The 17,670-nt window shown below is 57.6% G+C and carries 15 protein-coding genes; 12 read left to right on the top strand and 3 right to left on the bottom strand.

The window, feature by feature from the left end:
* Positions 1-50 precede the first annotated feature (50 nt).
* From Q0746_RS03505 to Q0746_RS03485, 5 genes are all read left to right on the top strand, one after another.
* The gene (locus Q0746_RS03505) at positions 51-611 is read left to right on the top strand and encodes a tetratricopeptide repeat protein (RefSeq protein WP_298257243.1); all 561 of its coding nucleotides are present in this window, start codon (positions 51-53) and stop codon (positions 609-611) included.
* A 37-nt stretch (positions 612-648) separates the two neighbouring features.
* Positions 649-3,396 carry a helicase-related protein gene (locus Q0746_RS03500; RefSeq protein ID WP_298257241.1) on the top strand — a complete coding sequence of 916 codons (2,748 nt, stop codon included), beginning with the start codon at positions 649-651 and terminating at the stop codon, positions 3,394-3,396.
* On the top strand, positions 3,393-3,770 hold the full coding sequence (locus Q0746_RS03495) for an RNA-binding S4 domain-containing protein (RefSeq protein WP_298258045.1): 378 nt from the start codon (positions 3,393-3,395) through the stop codon (positions 3,768-3,770). The genes Q0746_RS03500 and Q0746_RS03495 overlap by 4 nt, the downstream gene beginning before the upstream one ends.
* Before the next feature lie 51 nt (positions 3,771-3,821).
* Positions 3,822-4,160 (top strand): ferredoxin FdxA, encoded by a 339-nt coding sequence (gene fdxA / locus Q0746_RS03490; protein WP_298257239.1) that lies wholly within the window; start codon positions 3,822-3,824, stop codon positions 4,158-4,160.
* Positions 4,161-4,360: 200 nt separating this feature from the next.
* Positions 4,361-4,876, top strand: a complete 516-nt coding sequence (locus tag Q0746_RS03485; protein WP_298257237.1) for a CarD family transcriptional regulator — start codon at positions 4,361-4,363, stop codon at positions 4,874-4,876.
* A 65-nt stretch (positions 4,877-4,941) separates the two neighbouring features.
* Here the strand turns inward: Q0746_RS03485 and cobS are convergent, their stop codons facing one another.
* Positions 4,942-5,712 carry an adenosylcobinamide-GDP ribazoletransferase gene (gene cobS, locus Q0746_RS03480; RefSeq protein ID WP_298257235.1) on the bottom strand — a complete coding sequence of 257 codons (771 nt, stop codon included), beginning with the start codon at positions 5,710-5,712 and terminating at the stop codon, positions 4,942-4,944.
* An 80-nt stretch (positions 5,713-5,792) separates the two neighbouring features.
* Here cobS and cobT point away from each other — a divergent pair, with 80 nt between their 5' ends.
* A complete protein-coding gene (gene cobT / locus Q0746_RS03475; RefSeq protein WP_298257232.1) occupies positions 5,793-6,800 on the top strand; it encodes a nicotinate-nucleotide--dimethylbenzimidazole phosphoribosyltransferase in 1,008 nt (335 codons plus the stop codon).
* 3 nt (positions 6,801-6,803) lie between these two features.
* On the opposite strand, the gene Q0746_RS03470 is transcribed toward cobT, so the two are convergent.
* A complete protein-coding gene (locus Q0746_RS03470) occupies positions 6,804-8,723 on the bottom strand; it encodes a cation:proton antiporter (RefSeq protein WP_298257230.1) in 1,920 nt (639 codons plus the stop codon).
* 125 nt (positions 8,724-8,848) lie between these two features.
* On the opposite strand from Q0746_RS03470, the gene Q0746_RS03465 reads away from it, so the two are divergent.
* On the top strand, positions 8,849-9,253 hold the full coding sequence (locus Q0746_RS03465; protein ID WP_298257228.1) for a DUF1801 domain-containing protein: 405 nt from the start codon (positions 8,849-8,851) through the stop codon (positions 9,251-9,253).
* Here Q0746_RS03465 and kynU read toward each other — a convergent pair.
* Positions 9,250-10,443, bottom strand: coding sequence for a kynureninase (gene kynU, locus Q0746_RS03460; RefSeq protein WP_298257226.1), 1,194 nt, complete (start codon positions 10,441-10,443; stop codon positions 9,250-9,252). The two genes, Q0746_RS03465 and kynU, sit on opposite strands and share 4 nt — an antisense overlap.
* 324 nt (positions 10,444-10,767) lie before the next feature.
* Between kynU and Q0746_RS03455 the strand changes: the two genes are divergently transcribed.
* The 5 genes from Q0746_RS03455 (at position 10,768) to Q0746_RS03435 (ending at position 17,634) form a co-directional block, all read left to right on the top strand.
* Complete coding sequence (locus tag Q0746_RS03455) at positions 10,768-12,342, top strand: Re/Si-specific NAD(P)(+) transhydrogenase subunit alpha (protein WP_298257224.1); 1,575 nt, start codon at positions 10,768-10,770, stop codon at positions 12,340-12,342.
* A 15-nt stretch (positions 12,343-12,357) separates the two neighbouring features.
* Positions 12,358-13,791: an NAD(P)(+) transhydrogenase (Re/Si-specific) subunit beta gene (locus Q0746_RS03450; RefSeq protein ID WP_298257222.1), complete on the top strand. Its 1,434-nt coding sequence runs from the start codon at positions 12,358-12,360 to the stop codon at positions 13,789-13,791.
* 141 nt (positions 13,792-13,932) lie between these two features.
* The gene (yghU, locus tag Q0746_RS03445; RefSeq protein ID WP_298257220.1) at positions 13,933-14,790 is read left to right on the top strand and encodes a glutathione-dependent disulfide-bond oxidoreductase; all 858 of its coding nucleotides are present in this window, start codon (positions 13,933-13,935) and stop codon (positions 14,788-14,790) included.
* Positions 14,791-15,037: 247 nt separating this feature from the next.
* Positions 15,038-16,210 carry a type III PLP-dependent enzyme gene (locus Q0746_RS03440; RefSeq protein ID WP_298257218.1) on the top strand — a complete coding sequence of 391 codons (1,173 nt, stop codon included), beginning with the start codon at positions 15,038-15,040 and terminating at the stop codon, positions 16,208-16,210.
* A 143-nt stretch (positions 16,211-16,353) separates the two neighbouring features.
* A complete protein-coding gene (locus tag Q0746_RS03435) occupies positions 16,354-17,634 on the top strand; it encodes a DUF3422 domain-containing protein (protein ID WP_298257216.1) in 1,281 nt (426 codons plus the stop codon).
* Positions 17,635-17,670 lie beyond the last annotated feature (36 nt).

The raw sequence follows: 17,670 nt of genomic DNA, 5'->3' as shown, positions 1-17,670 counted from the left end.
TGTTTGCGCAATTTGTTTTTTGCAAATCAGCCGTTAGAGTTAAAGGCGTTATGATAGTTTCGCGCACAGTCCTCAATATTTTCGTTACGGCATTTTTAGCGGTATTTGCATTTGTCCCCCATATCGTGGCGCAAGAGGCAGATATAGAGCAATATTATGCGGAGTTGCTGCAACCGGATTTGCAAGACCCGCAAGCTGTTGAGCACAAGATTTGGGCAGAATGGTCCAAGTCTGGCTCGGCCTCGATGGATTTGCTGCTGTCGCGCGGGCGCAAAGCCATGGAGGACGGCGAGTTCGCCAAAGCGGTCGATCATCTGACGGCTTTGACAGACCATGCGCCAGATTTCGCCGAAGGGTGGAATGCCCGCGCCACGGCGTTCTTCAACATGGATGAATACGGGCTATCTATTGCCGATATCCAACGTAGCTTGGCTCTGAACCCGCGTCATTTCGGGGCCATGCAAGGGTTGGGCCGTATTTTGGAAGAGCTGGGAGACGACGCAGGAGCGCTGGCGGCCTATGAGGCAGCTGCTGCTATACATCCTCAACGCGAAGGCCTAAAAGAAGCTATTGAGCGGCTGGAGAGAACGGTCTCTGGTCAAGATATTTAGACGGCACCAGACATCTGGCGCGCATTAAGGGCAAGATATGAGCCAACAGGCACGCGTTTCAGCGGTTCTTGGCCCGACCAACACCGGCAAAACCCACTATGCAATTGAACGAATGCTGGCCCATCGCACGGGGGTCATCGGCTTGCCGCTGCGACTGTTGGCGCGTGAAGTCTATGACAAAATAGTTGCGCTGCGCGGGCCGTCTGTGGTTGCGCTGATCACGGGCGAAGAACGTATCGTGCCGGATCGCGCTGCCTATTGGGTCTGCACCGTTGAAGCCATGCCAGAGGGCATGGGGGCCGATTTTCTGGCAATTGACGAGATACAGCTATGCGCGGACCCCGAGCGGGGGCATGTGTTTACCGACAGGTTGTTGCGCGCGCGCGGGCAGCTTGAAACCCTGTTTATGGGCTCCGACACCATGCGCAGCGCGATTGCCGCACTGGAACCGAAAGCGCAATTCATGCGTCGCGAGCGGTTTTCGGAACTAAGCTACACAGGTTCGAAAAAGATAAGCAGACTAAAGCCCCGCAGTGCAATTGTCGGGTTTTCTGTTGAAAATGTATATGCCATTGCCGAGTTAATCCGTCGCCAAAAAGGCGGCTGCGCCGTTGTCATGGGGGCATTGTCGCCGCGCACCCGCAACGCGCAAGTCGAGATGTACCAAAACGGCGATGTGGATTATCTGGTCGCGACCGACGCCATCGGGATGGGGCTGAATTTGGATGTCAGCCATGTGGCGTTCTCGGCTTTGTCAAAGTTTGACGGGCGCCGCATGCGTCGCTTGATGCCGAATGAGCTGGCGCAGATTGCCGGACGGGCGGGGCGCTACATGCAGCCTGGCACCTTTGGCGTGACGGGTGAGGCCACGGATCTGGAACCTGAGATTGTGGACGCGATTACCTCGGCGCAGTTTCAACCGGTGAAAAAGCTTCAGTGGCGCAATGACCGGTTGGAGTTCGGCTCTATCGGGCGCTTGCTACAAAGCCTTGAGAAACGCACCGACGACGACTGGTTAAGCCGCGCCCGCGATGCGGATGATGTCGTGGCCTTGAAATCCTTGCGTGACGTCACTGAAGTGAACGCGCGCGTATCTACGCCGCAGGATGTAAAGCTGTTGTGGGACGTGTGCCGCATCCCCGATTTCAGGGGAATCAGCCAAGGGGAGCATTCATCCCTTTTGGAGACTATTTTTGGCCATATGCACGATAAGGGGCTGGTGCCGCGTGATTATATCGCCGGCCAAGTGAGCCGTATTGACCGTACGGATGGCGGCATTGATGCCTTGTCCAAGCGATTGGCCTTTATCCGCACTTGGACTTATGTCGCGCAGCGCAAAGGCTGGGTGCAGGACGAAACCCATTGGCGCGGGGAAACCCGTGCTGTAGAAGACCGATTGTCGGATGCCCTTCACGGGGCACTGACGCAAAGATTTGTCGACCGGCGCACATCTGTGTTGCTGCGGCGGTTGAAACAGAAGGAGAGCCTCGTGGCTGACGTGAACGACAAGGGTGAAGTGACGGTAGAGGATCAGATGATTGGCCGTCTTGATGGGTTTCGGTTCCGGCAGGATCAAACCTCCAGCCCGGACGAGGCAAAGATGTTGCGCCAAGCCGCCTTGGCAGCGCTGACGCCGCATTTCAACCTGCGTGCAGACAAGTTCTACAATGCGCCCGACACCGAGATGGATTTCACCGAACAAGGTGGCCTGATGTGGGGCGACATGGCCGTGGGCAAGCTGGTCAAAGGCGGCAGCGCTTTGAAGCCAGAAGTCGAGGCCTTTGTTGATGACGAAGCAGGCGCGGACGTGGCCGAGAAGGTCAAACGCCGTTTGCAGCACTTCATCGACCGCAAAATTACGGCCGCGTTTGAGCCAATGATGGCCCTTTCAAACGACGAGACATTGACCGGCCTAGCCAAGGGCTTTGCCTTTCAAATGTCTGAAGCTTTGGGCGTTATTCCGCGTGATGTCGTTGCCAATGACGTAAAGGCGCTGGATCAAGAGTCGCGCGGGGCATTGCGCAAGCATGGTATTCGCTTTGGCCAGTTCACCATATTCATGCCGCTGCTGCTAAAACCTGCCCCAACGCGGCTGCGTTTGGTTCTGTGGTCCTTGCAAAAGGATCTGGCGGAGTTTCCCGAAGCGCCGCCTCCTGGATTGGTGACGGTGCCCGAAGTGAAAGACGCGCCAGAGGGATATTACACCCAAGCCGGCTATCGTCTTGCAGGGGATCGTGCGATCCGCATCGACATGCTGGAGCGTCTGGCTGACCAGTTGCGCGCCGAAAACAGCCGCAGCGGCTTCGAGGCCAAGGCGGACATGCTGTCCATCACCGGCATGACCCTAGAGCAATTTGCAAACCTGATGACCGGCCTTGGCTATAAGGCGGAGCAGGGGGAACGCGACAAGGTGAAAACCGCCGCGACACCTGCAGCGGAGGTGAAGGAAAGCGTTGATGCGTCGGAAGCAGCGACCCCGGCTTCGGCTTCGGCTTCGGTTGCGGATGTAGACGCGGACGCCGGCGCAGATGCTCCGGCCCCTGAAAAAGAGGTGTTCTACACCTTCACTTGGGGTGGTTTTGGCACGCGCAAACCTCGCGAGGCTGGACGCCCGCAAGGGGACAACCGTGGCAAAGGCAAACAAGGTGGCAAGCCGAAGGGTAAAGGTGGTCCGCGCCGCGACAACAAGGCGCAGAATTATCAGGCCCGCCCGCCCAAGAAGGAAAAAGCCATCGATCCTGACAACCCGTTCGCCGCGGCCCTTATGGGGTTGAAAAAGGACTGATCGAAAGCTCGCCCAAAATCCGCCTCGACAAATGGCTCTGGCATGCGCGTTTTTTCAAGACGCGCACGCTGGCGGCCAAACAGGTTAACGGTGGGCATGTGCGGGTGAATTCCAACAAAGTCGACAAAGCCGCCACCAAGGTGGGGGCTGGCGACACGCTGACCTTTCCTCAGGGCAGCCAGATCAGGGTTGTTGAAATCGCCGCCTGTGGAGAGCGTCGCGGCCCCGCCCCAGAGGCGCAATTGCTCTATATCGACAAAACTCCTGTGCAAGAGAAAAAGCCGAAAGCCTTTGGCGCAGACCGCGTTGGCGGGCGCCCGACGAAGAAAGATCGCCGAAGCTTGGACCTTTCACGTGATCGTGGTCTTGAATGATCTTCCTGTGAGGATTAGGACAAGCTCGACAAGAAACATCGGACACCGCTCATGACCTATATCGTCAACGACGCCTGCATCGCCTGTAAATACACTGATTGTGTTGAAGTTTGCCCCGTAGATTGTTTCTACGAGGGGGAGAACATGTTGGTGATTCACCCAGATGAGTGCATCGATTGCGGTGTGTGCGAGCCAGAGTGCCCTGCAGATGCGATCCGCCCGGATACTGAACCGGATATGGAGAAATGGGTCGAGTTTAACCGCAAGTACTCGGAATTGTGGCCCGTTATCATCACCAAGAAAGACCAACTTCCCGAAGCCGAAGAGCGCGACGGCGAAGAAGGCAAGTTGGAGAAATACTTCTCCGAGAAGCCTGGCGAAGGCGGCTAGGGCAAATTTCTGCCCAAAATTTGCACGGCTTTCGATTGAGCTGATTCTATGATATAGTGTGCCCAAGGATATGGCGCACCTACGCTAAGTTTCACTCAGGTGCGGAAAATCAAACATGATCTAGGATTGACCGGAGGCATTTCTCCGGCCCGTCTTTTTCGCTGTTTAAGAAGGGCGCATCCAATAGGGTGCGAGTATGAATGAGCAAGAAGAAACAAGACTTTAGTGCGAATGAATTCGTTGTGTATCCGGCCCATGGTGTGGGCAAAGTGATCAACGTGGAAACCCAAGAAGTGGCCGGTATCGAGCTGGAACTTTTCGTGGTTGCCTTCGAGAAAGACAAAATGACTTTGCGTGTTCCGACGCATAAAGCGATCGAAGTGGGTATGCGCCCCTTGTCGTCCCCTGATCTGGTGGCCCAAGCGTTCAAAACCCTCAAGGGCAAAGCACGTGTGAAGCGGGCCATGTGGTCGCGCCGTGCGCAAGAGTATGAGCAAAAGATCAACTCCGGCGATTTGATCGCGATTGCAGAAGTGGTGCGTGACCTTCACCGCCATGGCGATCAGCGCGAGCAAAGCTATTCCGAGCGCCAGCTGTATGAAGCCGCGCTCGAGCGCCTGACCCGCGAAGTTGCTGTGGTTCAAGGCAAGGAAGAGCCGGATTCGATGAAAGAGATCGATGACGTGTTGATCAGCCGCACAACCGCGGCAGCCTAAATCCACGCCAAGTCTAAGCAAAAGCCGCGCATCTTTTCAGGTGGGCGGCTTTTTGCGTATTCCCCCTACAGCAGCACCGCGCAGATTGCGCCGAGCACGGTGATTTCTACAACTTGCTGGGTGGCGCCCAAGATGTCACCGGTCTGCCCCCCGATTTTGCGATGGGCAATGCATCCGCAAGCGGCCATTGCCGCCCCTGCCACCAAAAGAACCCAAAGGCCCGACAGCCCCAAGCCCGCCAGCGCCGCAACCGCGCTTAGTCCCGTCGCAATTACCACAGCCGCCGTTCTAGGACGGCCAGTTAGCTGAGACAGCCCCGTACTGCGCGCGTTGGGCAACATCTCCATGATGGGTACCATTGCCGCCCGCGAGATCACTGCCGTCACCAAGACCGGTATCCACAAAAAGCCCGCTGACAAAAGAGCCGCCAGCGCGCTCCAGCGCAAGGCGAATCCGGCAATAAGCGCGATAACCCCATACGCCCCGATGTGACTGTCTTTCATGATCTCCAAGCGTCGCTCTGAAGTATTCGCCCCCCAGAGGCCGTCAGCCGCGTCAGCCAACCCGTCTTCATGCATCGCGCCAGTGAACATTGTTATGGCCAGCAAAATTATCGCGGCGATCATTTCGACCGGCAATCCCATCCCCCAAAAGCCTTGCGCAATCACGCAGGCAGGCAGCCCCACCGCCAAGCCAACCAAAGGATAGGCCCATGCCGCCAAGGCCGCTGGGCGTTCGCTGTCCCAGTCTCGTTGCGGCAAAGGAAAGCGTGTCAAAAGGCCCAATGCCACCCAGATATCCTCGATTTTTGCTGGGGTCGTGTCGGAATTGTTCATGATATGAGGCCGCCATCTACTTGTGTCTCTGCGTCTCAGGGGTAAACAGATGCAACAGCTATTACAATTGCGAGCATCCCATGGCCCCTTTTTCGACTCTGACTGAATTCTCATCCCTGTTGAGAGCCTCTCCGACTGCGGACACGACGGCCCTTGCCGGAGCGCAAGAGCGCAATGGGCAGCTGACCAAACCCCCCGGCGCGTTGGGGCGGCTGGAGGATTTGGCGATTTGGTATGCAAGCTGGCGTGGCTCCGACCGCCCCAGCCTAGAGGCCCCGCAGATCGTAATTTTTGCGGGCAACCATGGGGTCTGCGCGCAAGGCGTGTCGGCTTTCCCTCCCGAAGTGACCCAGCAGATGGTCGCAAACTTCGAGCACGGTGGCGCCGCGATCAATCAGCTTGCGAAGGCCTTTGGGGCGTCAATGACCGTGCATTCTTTGGATTTGGACCGGCCAACCGAGGATTTCACCGTAAGCCCCGCGATGAGTGAGGCCGATTGCGTCACGGCCCTGCAGACCGGCTGGGATGCGGTGGATGCCTCCGCCGATCTTCTGGTGACTGGTGAGATGGGCATCGGCAACACCACATCTGCCGCGGCTTTGGGCGCTGCCCTGTTCGGGGGCACGGGGGCAGATTGGGTCGGTCGCGGCACTGGCATTGACGACGCAGGTCTGGCTCTCAAGGCGCGGGTTGTGGATGCGGGATTGGCGCTTCACAAGTCGCGCGATCCTTTGCAGGTTATGCGCTGCTTGGGAGGGCGTGAGTTGGCGGCGATGGTTGGCGCAATTGCAGCCGCGCGCGCGCATAGCATCCCCGTGATCCTTGACGGGTTTATCTGTACCGCCGCCGCATCTGTGTTGGAGAAGACCTGTGAAGGGGCGTTGGATCACTGTGTGGCAGGGCATTTGTCTGCCGAAGGGGGGCACCGCCAGATGTTGGACGGGATTGGCAAGGCGCCATTGCTGACTTTGGGGCTTCGGTTGGGCGAAGGGTCGGGGGCGGCAGCGGCCATTGGGGTGTTGAAAGCCGCCGTCGCTTGTCATTCAGGCATGGCGACCTTTGCCGAGGCAGGCGTCAGCGGCGGCTAGCTTTTAGGTCTGGGGTGTGGGCTTGGCGGGTGTTTCAGCTTCCGGCTCGGTCCCTGGCTCTGGTTCCGGCTTGGACAACTTGGCCAGTAGCTCGACCTCCAGATCGCGGTTCAGGGCTTTGGCGCGTTCCACATAGGCTTCGTTCTCACCGATTGGGATTTTGGGATCCCACAGCTCGGCCAAGTCCGACACGGCGTTGCGGTCCATTCGGAAGAAGGCGACCTCCTGCTCGTGTGCGTCATGTTCGGTCAGGCCCAGCTCTTCCAGCGCATAGCGCCCTGCGCGAAGGGAGCTGTCGAACATCTCACGCACGATTTTGTCGGCCCCAGCTTGATAAAGCGCGAACACATGCACGCGGTCACGCGCACGGGCGATGATCTTCAGGTCGGGTCGGGTTTTGCGGGCATATTCCACAATTTTGGTGGCCGAATTCGGATCATCCACGGCCACCACAAGAACTTTCGCATCCGCCAATCCGGCGGCGAGCAGCATTTCAGGTCGGGTGGGGTCCCCAAAGTAGCCTTTGAACCCGAAGCGACGCATCAGCTGGATCAGTGGCAAGTCGTGGTCCAACACGGTGGTTTGATACCCAGAACTTTGCAACAGGCGGTTCACCACCTGACCAAACCGTCCAACGCCTGCAATGATGATCGGTTGCTGGTCATCTATATGATCATGAGGAACGGGCTCCCCCAGCTCAAGGAAGCGGTGTTGCAGCTTGTCATAGGCAATGAACAAGAGTGGCGTCAAAAGCATGGATAGGGCGATGACGAGCAGCAGGGTCTCGGACAGCGCGGCAGGGATGACATTTTGCTGCAGGCTGAAGCTGGTCAGGACGAAGCCAAATTCACCGGCTTGAGCCAGACCAAGCGTAAACAGCATTCTGTCGCGCCCTTTGATTTTGAACAAAAGCGCCAGCACAAACAGAACCGCGGCTTTGATCGCCATCACCCCGATGGTGAGCCCCAGAATTGTCAGCGGGGCCTCCATCAAGGTGCCAAAATTTATGCCCGCGCCAACGGTGATAAAGAACAGGCCCAGCAACAGCCCTTTGAAGGGCTCGATATCGGCGGCCAGCTCATGACGAAATTCGCTGTTGGCCAAAACCACACCTGCAAGGAACGCCCCAAGAGCAGGGGACAGGCCGACCAACACCATCAGGGCCGCTACGCCCACCACGAACAACAGCGACACCGCGGTATACATCTCGCGCAGTCTGGCGCGGTGGATATAGCGAAAAACGGGGCGGGTCAGGAAATGCCCCCCGACGATGATCATCACGATCGCCGCCAAGGTCACCAGAGTAACCCCCCAGCTTGGCAAGCCTTCCAGAAGATGCATCACTTCCGTGGCCGCGTCGGTGCCCCCCGAATGATGCGCGTCGGCTTCGGATACGCGATTGCTAAGGCCGGGCCAAACCAGCAAGGGCACGAGGGCCAGCATCGGGATCACTGCGATATCCTGCGTCAGCAGGACCGAAAAGGCCGAGCGCCCCCCGTTGGTGCCCATCAACCCCTTTTCATTCAACGTTTGCAGCACGATAGCAGTTGATGAGAGGGCGAATATCAACCCGATGGCAGTGGCCGCATGCCAAGGAACGCCCAATGCCATGGCCGCCGCAAGGATCAGGCCTGTGGTCAGAGTGACCTGCAGCCCGCCAAGCCCCAGCAGCCTGTGACGCATATCCCAAAGGGCGCGAGGCTCCAGCTCTAGGCCAATGATGAACAGCATCATCACAACGCCGAACTCGGCGAAATGTTGCAGGCTTTGGGTGTCGGATCCCACCAAACCGTCCAATGGCGCGATCATAATCCCTGCCAGCAAATAGCCCAGCACCGACCCCAAACCAAGGCGCACGGCCAATGGCACCGCCACACAGGCTGCAAAGAGATATAGGGTCGAAGCGAAGAGGAAAGAATTCATTAATTTACTTTAGATTTGACGCGGAGGAAGGGGCGCGTGGGACGTTGTGAAAGCCTATGCAGATCATAGCAAGATTTGTATCATCTGTGTGGGTTGAAGTGGACTAAACTAGATAGGAAGCGAAGATGACAGTGCCAAGTGATATGTCTGCACAAATTTGCGCCGCGTTGACTGCTTTGCCCGACGATGTCGCGGCGGCATTGCGAGAGGCAAGGCGCGCGATATTGCGGATTGCGCTGCAAACCGACGGGGTGGGGCCATTGACCGAAACCCTGAAATGGGGGGAGCCGGCTTTTTTGACCGAGACCCCCAAAACTGGCACGACTCTGCGTTTAGGGCGGATCAACGGTCGGGCTGCGGTGATGGTTCCATGTAGCACCACAATTATCGAGGACGCGCGGCAAAGGTTTGGCGATGTGCCGCATCTGTCGGGCAAGCGGGGGGTGATCCTTGGTGAGGATGAAGAACTTGTGGAATATGTCATCGCGTCTGCCCTGACGTATCACATTCGCAAGCGTATCCGCGTTTAGGTCACGCGGGCGCGCACCCTATAGGCATCGCGGTCCCATAGGGCACCATCCATGACTGTCTGCAAGGTTTTGGCGGCGCGGATGATATCGTCATGCCCCAGATACAGTGGCGTGATGCCAAAGCGTAATATGTCAGGAGCACGGAAATCCCCGACGACCCCATGGGCAATCAACGCCTGCATGATCGCATAGCCCTGCGGATGGGCGAATGAGACCTGACTGCCGCGCTGTGCCGCGTCACGAGGAGAGGCGAGAACCAGCTCGGGACAGCGCGTTTCCACTTCTTTGATGAACAGCTCGGACAACTCGATTGCGCGGCTGCGTACCTGCGCCATATCGACCATGTCCCATATGTCCAGCGCGGCCTCCAATGCGGCGATTTGGATGATCGCAGGAGTGCCGACACGCATGCGCTCAATCCCTGCGCCGGCCTTGTAGTTCAAGTCGAAATCGAAGGGTGCCGCATGGCCAAGCCAGCCGGATAGCGCAGGGGTCACGACATCTGCATAGCGCGGGGCGACATAGATGAAGGCGGGACCACCAGGGCCGGAGTTGAGGTATTTGTAACTGCATCCGACCGCAAAATCGGCCTTGGCCTTTGATACATCAACCGGCACCGCGCCTGCGGAATGGGCCAAGTCCCAGATCGTGATAATGTTTGACCGATGCGCCACCTCGGTCAAATGCGCCATGTCATGCATGCGGCCGGACCGGTAATCCACCTGTGTCAGCATCATTACCGCGATGTCGTCTTTCAAATTGGCCTCGACGTCCTCTGGGGGGACCACCCGAAGTTCCAGATCGCGGTCCAACATGCGGATCAGCCCTTGGGCCATGTATAAATCCGTCGGGAAATTGCCGCTGTCGGAGAGGATCACCTTGCGATCGGGGTTCAACTCCAGCGCGGAGGCCAGTGCTTGGTAGACCTTGACCGACAGGGTGTCTCCCAGCACGACATGACCTGCCTCGGCGCCAATCAGCTTGCCAATTCGGTCCCCAACGCGCGACGGCTGCTCCATCCATCCGGCTTTGTTCCAGCCGGTAATCAGCATTTCGCCCCATTGGTCACGCATCATCGCATCCACGCGGTCTTGTGCGGCGTGGGGAAGAGGGCCAAGCGAGTTGCCATCCAGATAGGTCACCCCCTCGGGTAGATGAAAAAGGGCGCGGGTGGTTTTGAAAATGTCCATCTGGAAAATCCTTAAACTTATCGGCTGAGGATCAAGCGGCGGGGCGCTGAGGTTGTCGTTGAGGCCATGCAGGGCCAGCTATATGCCCGCGAGTTGCTGTTGGTGAGTCATCGGTTGCGGTCGGTTGAATGCGCCATGTTGTTGGGTTTGGAACACCTTAATGTGAAGAACCACGGTGTCTATAGAGACATATTATTGCGTCTGGGTAGAGGCTTGGGGCGGTATACTTTCGTATACTGTGCCAGTGCCTTGTGAATCGCTAGGAGCAACTATATTGAAAGCCTATCTGCGCATGAAACTGAACTAGACTATGGGGGACCCTCAATGAAAATCGGGGCACCGAAAGAAACCTACGAAGGCGAGGCACGGGTTGCCATGACGCCTGAATCAGCACTGCAAATCCAGAAGCTCGGCCACACGTGTGTGATCGAAACCGGAGCAGGTGCTATGGCTGGCTTCTCTGATAAATCCTACAAAGATGCGGGCGTTGAGGTCGTAAAGACCGCCGCCGCATTGTGGAAGGTTGCCGACGTCGTCGTCAAAGTGCGCCAACCCACCACGACAGAAAGCAAAAAGCTGCGTGACGGGCAAACCCTGATCTCTTTCTTCAACCCCGCTGCCAACGAGGCAGGCATGGACGCCGCCAAAAAAGCTGGCGCCCGTGTGATCGCGATGGAAATGGTTCCGCGTATCTCTCGCGCGCAGAAGATGGACGCGCTGTCGTCCATGGCAAACATCGCAGGCTACCGTGCGGTGATCGAGGCCGGCAACAACTTTGGCCGCTTCTTCACCGGTCAGGTGACGGCTGCGGGTAAAGTTCCACCCGCCAAGGTTCTGGTTGTGGGCGCTGGTGTGGCTGGCTTGGCCGCGATCGGCACTGCGACATCTCTTGGGGCAATTACACTTGCGTTCGACGTGCGCCCCGAAGTGGCGGAGCAGGTCGAGAGCATGGGCGCCGAGTTCGTGTTCCTCGACTTTGAGGAAGAGCAGGCAGATGGCTCCGCATCGGGCGGCTATGCGTCCGTGTCCTCGCCGGAGTTCCGCGAAGCACAGCTTGCCAAGTTCCGCGAATTGGCCCCAGAGGTCGATATCGTAATCACCACCGCGTTGATCCCGAACCGCGAAGCGCCAGAGCTGTGGACCGAAGACATGGTTGCGGCGATGAAGCCGGGCTCGGTCATTGTGGACCTCGCGGCAGAGAAGGGCGGCAACTGTAAGCTGACCGTCATGGACGAGAAGATCGTCACCGAGAATGGCGTGACCATCATCGGCTACACCGACTTCCCATCACGGATGGGCGCGCAGGCGTCTACGCTTTATTCCAACAATATCAGACATATGTTGTTCGACCTTACACCAGAAAAAGACGGTGTGATCGTGCATGACATGGAAGATGACGTGATCCGCGGCGCGACTGTGACCTTCGACAAAGAGATCACATTCCCGCCTCCACCCCCTAAAGTGGCGGCGATTGCTGCAGCGCCGAAGAAGGCGGCTGTGCCAGAGCTGACACCAGAAGAGAAAGCGGCCCAAGAGGTTGCGGACTTCAAGAAAGAGACCAAAACGCAGGTCACTTTGATTGCGGTTGGTGCGGCACTGTTGCTGGCTGTGGGCCTTGTGGCGCCGGCAAGCTTCATGCAGCACTTCATCGTGTTTGTGTTGTCGGTGTTTATCGGCTTCCAAGTGATCTGGGGCGTGGCGCATTCGCTGCACACCCCGCTGATGGCGGTGACCAACGCCATTTCGTCGATCATCATTTTGGGTGCTTTGATGCAGATCGGGTCAGGGTCCTTCCTTGTGATCTTGCTGGCGGCATTGGCGGTCTTCATGACCGGCATTAACATCTTCGGCGGCTTCCTTGTGACACGGCGTATGCTCGCCATGTTCCAGAAATCGTAAGTAGGGGTAGAGATCATGGAATTCGGATTTACCACCGCGGCTTACGTTGTTGCCGCAGTACTTTTCATCTTGTCGCTTGGCGGCTTGTCTGGCCAAGAAAGCGCGAAACGCGCCGTTTGGTATGGCATTGTGGGCATGGCTTTGGCCGTGGCCGCGACGCTGGTCGGCCCCGGTGCGGGCTATTGGTTCTTGTCGCTGCTGCTGATCGCAGGTGGCGGGGCTATCGGGTATCAATTGGCCACTAAGGTTCAAATGACCGAGATGCCGGAATTGGTGGCAGCGATGCACTCGCTTGTCGGTTTGGCGGCGGTTTTCGTTGGCCTGATCGCACATATCGAGTTGGGCCGTGTTATGGCCATGGGCGACGAAGAGCGTCATGCGCTCGAGGGCTTCGCGGCCTTGTTGGCCCATAAGTCGGGCGTTGAGATCAGCATCCTGCGGGTCGAGCTGTTCTTGGGCATCTTTATTGGGGCTGTGACCTTCACTGGCTCCGTTGTGGCTTACGGCAAACTTGCGGGCAAAGTGGACTCTGCGGCGAAAAAGCTGCCGGGCGGTCACATGCTGAACGCCGGTGCGGCGGCCATCTCTCTGCTTGCTTTGATCTGGTACTTCAACACTGGTGGCTTCTTCCCGCTGTTCATCATGACCTTGGCGGCGCTGTTCATCGGCTACCACCTGATCATGGGCATCGGCGGCGCGGATATGCCGGTGGTTGTCTCCATGCTGAACAGCTACTCCGGCTGGGCTGCGGCGGCGATTGGCTTCTCGCTTGGCAACGATCTGTTGATCGTGGTCGGGGCGTTGGTTGGCTCTTCTGGTGCGATCCTCAGCTACATCATGTGTAAGGCGATGAACCGGTCCTTCGTGTCGGTCATCTTGGGCGGCTTCGGCGGCGCAGCTGGCCCACAGATGGAAGTCGAAGGCGAGCAAGTCGCCATCGATGCGGACGGCGTGGCAACGGCTCTGAATGAGGCGGATAGCGTTATCATCATCCCAGGCTACGGCATGGCTGTAGCACAGGCTCAATCGGCGGTGGCCGAGCTGGTGCGCAAGTTGCGCGCCCAAGGCAAGAACGTGCGCTTCGCCATTCACCCTGTTGCGGGTCGTTTGCCGGGTCACATGAACGTGCTGCTGGCGGAAGCCAAAGTGCCCTATGACATCGTGATGGAGATGGACGAAATCAACGAGGACTTCCCCGAGACGGATGTTGCCATCGTGATCGGCTCCAACGACATCGTGAACCCAGCGGCCCAAGACGATCCTAACTCGCCTATCGCTGGCATGCCGGTTCTGGAGTGCTGGAAAGCCAAGCAGGTGTTCGTGTCCAAACGTGGCCAAGGGACTGGCTACTCTGGCATCGAGAACCCGCTGTTCTTCAAGGACAACACGCGGATGTTCTACGGGGATGCCAAGGCGTCCTTGGACAGCTTGCTGCCAAAGATCGACTAAGCCTCGGTCTCAGAAAATAACAAAGCCCTGCCAGAAATGGCGGGGCTTTTTTGCAATTGCTGTACCGCACCAAACATGTGCGCATTTTCGAATTGCACTCTACGATCGCGCAGGGTTCTGTGTGCACAAAGGAGAACTGACATGACCAACGAATACGTCCCCCCGAAGGTTTGGAAGTGGGAGCAACCGTCCGGCGGCACTTTTGCTTCGATCAACCGTCCGGTTTCCGGTCCAACGCATGACAAGGATTTGCCGACCGGAGAGCACCCGTTGCAGCTGTATAGCCTTGCGACACCGAATGGTCAGAAGGTGACGATCATGCTCGAAGAGCTGCTTGCGCTTGGGCATAGCGGCGCGGAGTATGACGCGTGGTTGATCAACATCGGGGAAGGGGATCAATTCTCCAGCGGCTTTGTGGATGTGAACCCCAATTCCAAAATTCCGGCCCTGTTCGATACGAAGTCTCTCACGCGTCTGTTCGAGAGCGGCTCTATCTTGTTCTACCTTGCCGAGAAGTTTGGGGCATTCTTGCCTGCCGATCCCGAGAAGCGGTCGGAAACCATGAACTGGCTGTTCTGGCTGCAAGGGTCGGCGCCCTATCTGGGCGGTGGCTTTGGCCACTTCTATGCCTATGCTCCGTTTAAACAGGAATACCCGATTGACCGGTTCTCGATGGAGGTGAAGCGCCAGTTGCATGTTCTTGACGAGCATCTGGCCGACAATGAATATCTCGCGGGTGACACATATACGATTGCGGATATGGCCACATTCCCTTGGTACGGTCGAATGGTGGCAGGGGAGGCCTATGATGCCGGAGAATTCCTGAGCGTGCATGAATATGAGAACGTCATCCGCTGGCAAAAGCAGATTGCCAAGCGTCCGGCGGTTCAGCGCGGGTTGATGGTAAACCGGACATCCGGCCCGCTGGAAGGTCAACTTCATGAGCGTCACAATGCGTCTGATTTTGACACCATGACCCAAGACAAGTTGCAGGGCTGATTGGCCCGAGCCGAAGACAAATTGCCCCGCCATTTGGTGGGGCATTTTTTTATGAGCGGCTTCATTTTTTTATTGCTTCGACTCACAATTCGAACGATATGGCTGATATAGACGCCAACGCACGCGCCTCTGGCCTGTAGCAGTTTACGCAACACGTGTTTACGTAGCGACGGTAACGTCTCCCCTTGGAAGTGAGCGGTCTCGCGCGGGTTTTTCCCGTTATGGCCGGGTCTAACTGGAGATGACCATGACTGTACAATTCTCGGACGCTCAGGCGTCTGCCCGTTCCGTTATCAGCAATCGTTTGGATGCCTATGTCGCATCACATGAGTTCGATGCCCCGACATTGGTGGTCGATACCCAGATGGTCGCGCAGCAATATCATGCACTTAAGGCAGGGTTGGGCCGCGCGGATATCCATTACGCCGTGAAGGCAAATCCGGAACGTGCCGTGATTGAGACGCTGCTGGGCCTTGGGTGCAAATTTGACGCGGCCTCACGCGGGGAAATCGAGTTATGTCTGAGCCTCGGTACGGATCCGGCAGATATCTCCTATGGCAACACCATTAAACGCGCCTCCGACATCGCATTCGCACATGCGGCGGGCATCACTTTGTTTGCGGCTGACGCCGAAGAAGAGCTGGTGAAAATCGCCGAGCATGCGCCTGGCGCCCAAGTCTACATCCGTTTGATCGTTGAGGTGTCACATGCTGACTGGCCTTTGACGCGGAAATTTGGCTGCGACCGCGACACTGCGTTGCACTTACTGGATGTGGCGAAGGGGCTGGGCTTGGATCCGGTAGGTTTGTCGTTCCATGTCGGCTCGCAAACGCGCAGGGCGGATATGTGGACATCGACCTTGGATGCGCTGGCGGTGATCTGGCATGACGCCCTAAAGGCGGGCCACGACCTTAGCTTGCTGAACATTGGCGGCGGCTTCCCTGCGTTTCACGGCGAAGCTATCGACGCCCCGACCGCCTATGCCGCCGCAGTGATGGCACAGGTCACCGAGCGTTTCGGTGATGTGGCGCGTATCATGGCGGAGCCTGGCCGTGGCATGGTCGCAGAGGCGGGGGTTATCGTTGCCGAGGTTATGTTGGTCTCGCGCAAATCAGAGCGCGACATGCACCGCTGGGTGTATCTGGACATTGGCCGGTTTTCCGGCTTGGCAGAAACCGAAGGCGAGGCGATCCGCTATCTGTTTGAAACCGCTCGTGACGGCGAGGAATGTGGTCCTTGCGTGATGGCGGGCCCAAGTTGCGACAGCGCTGATGTGCTGTACGAGAAACGCCCGATGCAACTGCCCTTGTCGTTGAAGGCTGGCGATCGCGTGCTCATCCGTAATACAGGGGCCTATACGTCGTCCTATTCCTCCATAGGTTTCAATGGGTTCCCTCCTTTGGCGGTTGTGACGATCTAAAGGACCGGTTGAAGTGCTGAGCGGCATACTTGGTTAATGTATGCCGTTGCACACCGATAAACATTTGATATTGAACAGAAAAATCTTTCTCATTTGAGTGAAGCAGCGTAACCTGAGAAGGATTTCTACTTACGGGTGACTCTATGCCTCCTATCGAAGACCACCCGCTGCGCTACGCATTGGCCAACGAACTTCACGCCCGCCCGTTCCCGACGCTGCTTGCCCCCTGCGAGGCCATCTATCTTGCGATCAAGCGCTCGGAGAAAGCGGCGGACCGAGACCGGAATGCGGATCGCGCCCATTTGACAGAACTGCTGGACCGCTATGGCGCGGCGCACCCTCAACCCGGGGCGACGCATTGGTTCGGGGATGTGGGGAAATTCAAGCTGAAGTGGGAACAGCACACAGAGTTTGTCACCTACACGTTGTTCATGCCAAGCATGGAAGGGCGCGCCTTTGATCCGGTATCCTTCGAAATTTTCCCCAATGACTGGCTGGCGACGGCTCCGGGGGTGCGCATTACCTCGGCGTTGATCCGTGTGGAAGCCGACAGCAGCAAAGAGGAAATTTCCAAGCTGGTGGATGATTGGTTCGTCCCAGAAAGCCTTGCAGTAAGCACGGTCTTGGACGGGGCGGCGACCATTGCAGGGGATTTTCGGATCGATGCCGCGGGCCATATGCGGCTGGCAGTATTCGTGAAGGCGGAAACGGGACAACGGCGGATCGGGCGCATCGTCCAACGGCTGTGCGAAATCGAGACCTACAAGAGCATGTCGATGCTTGGGCTTGCGCGGGCGCGTGAGCTGCAGCCGCGCATGGGGGTGTTGGATGGCACTTTGTCGGGACTGATGTCGGCGATGACACAAGGCGGCACTGGCGCGGAGGATACGCTGCGCGAGCTTTTGGAGACCTCGGCAGAGTTGGAAAACCTGCTGGCGGAATCATCGTTTCGCTTCGGGGCAACACGCGCCTATGAAGCCATTGTAAATCAGCGGATAGAGGTGTTGCGCGAAACACGGTTTGAGGGGCGGCAGTCCTTTGCTGATTTCATGATGCGCCGCTTTGACCCAGCTATGCGCACTGTGAAGGCGACAGAGCGTCGTTTGCAAACCATGGCACAGCGGGCCATTCGCGCAGGTGATCTGTTGCGCACGAGGGTGGATGTGGAGCGGTCTGCGCAAAATCAAAAGCTGTTGGAAAGCATGGACCAACGCGCCGATTTGCAGCTTCGGTTGCAAAAAACCGTCGAGGGGTTGTCGGTCGTTGCGATCAGCTACTATGCGGTCAATCTGGTGCTCTATATGGCGCAACCGGCGGCCTATGCGTTCGGGGTGTCGAAGCTGCTGTTGGCGGCGGTGACGACACCTGTCGTGGTGCTCATCGTCTGGTGGATGGTTCACAAAATTCGCGAGAAGATGGAGTAGCTCAGCGGCTCCGAGGCACAATATGTTGACAAACGT

The organism is uncultured Litoreibacter sp., from assembly GCF_947487515.1.
Classification (GTDB): Bacteria; Pseudomonadota; Alphaproteobacteria; order Rhodobacterales; family Rhodobacteraceae; genus Litoreibacter.
This window is presented reverse-complemented; position numbering and strand designations above follow the sequence as displayed.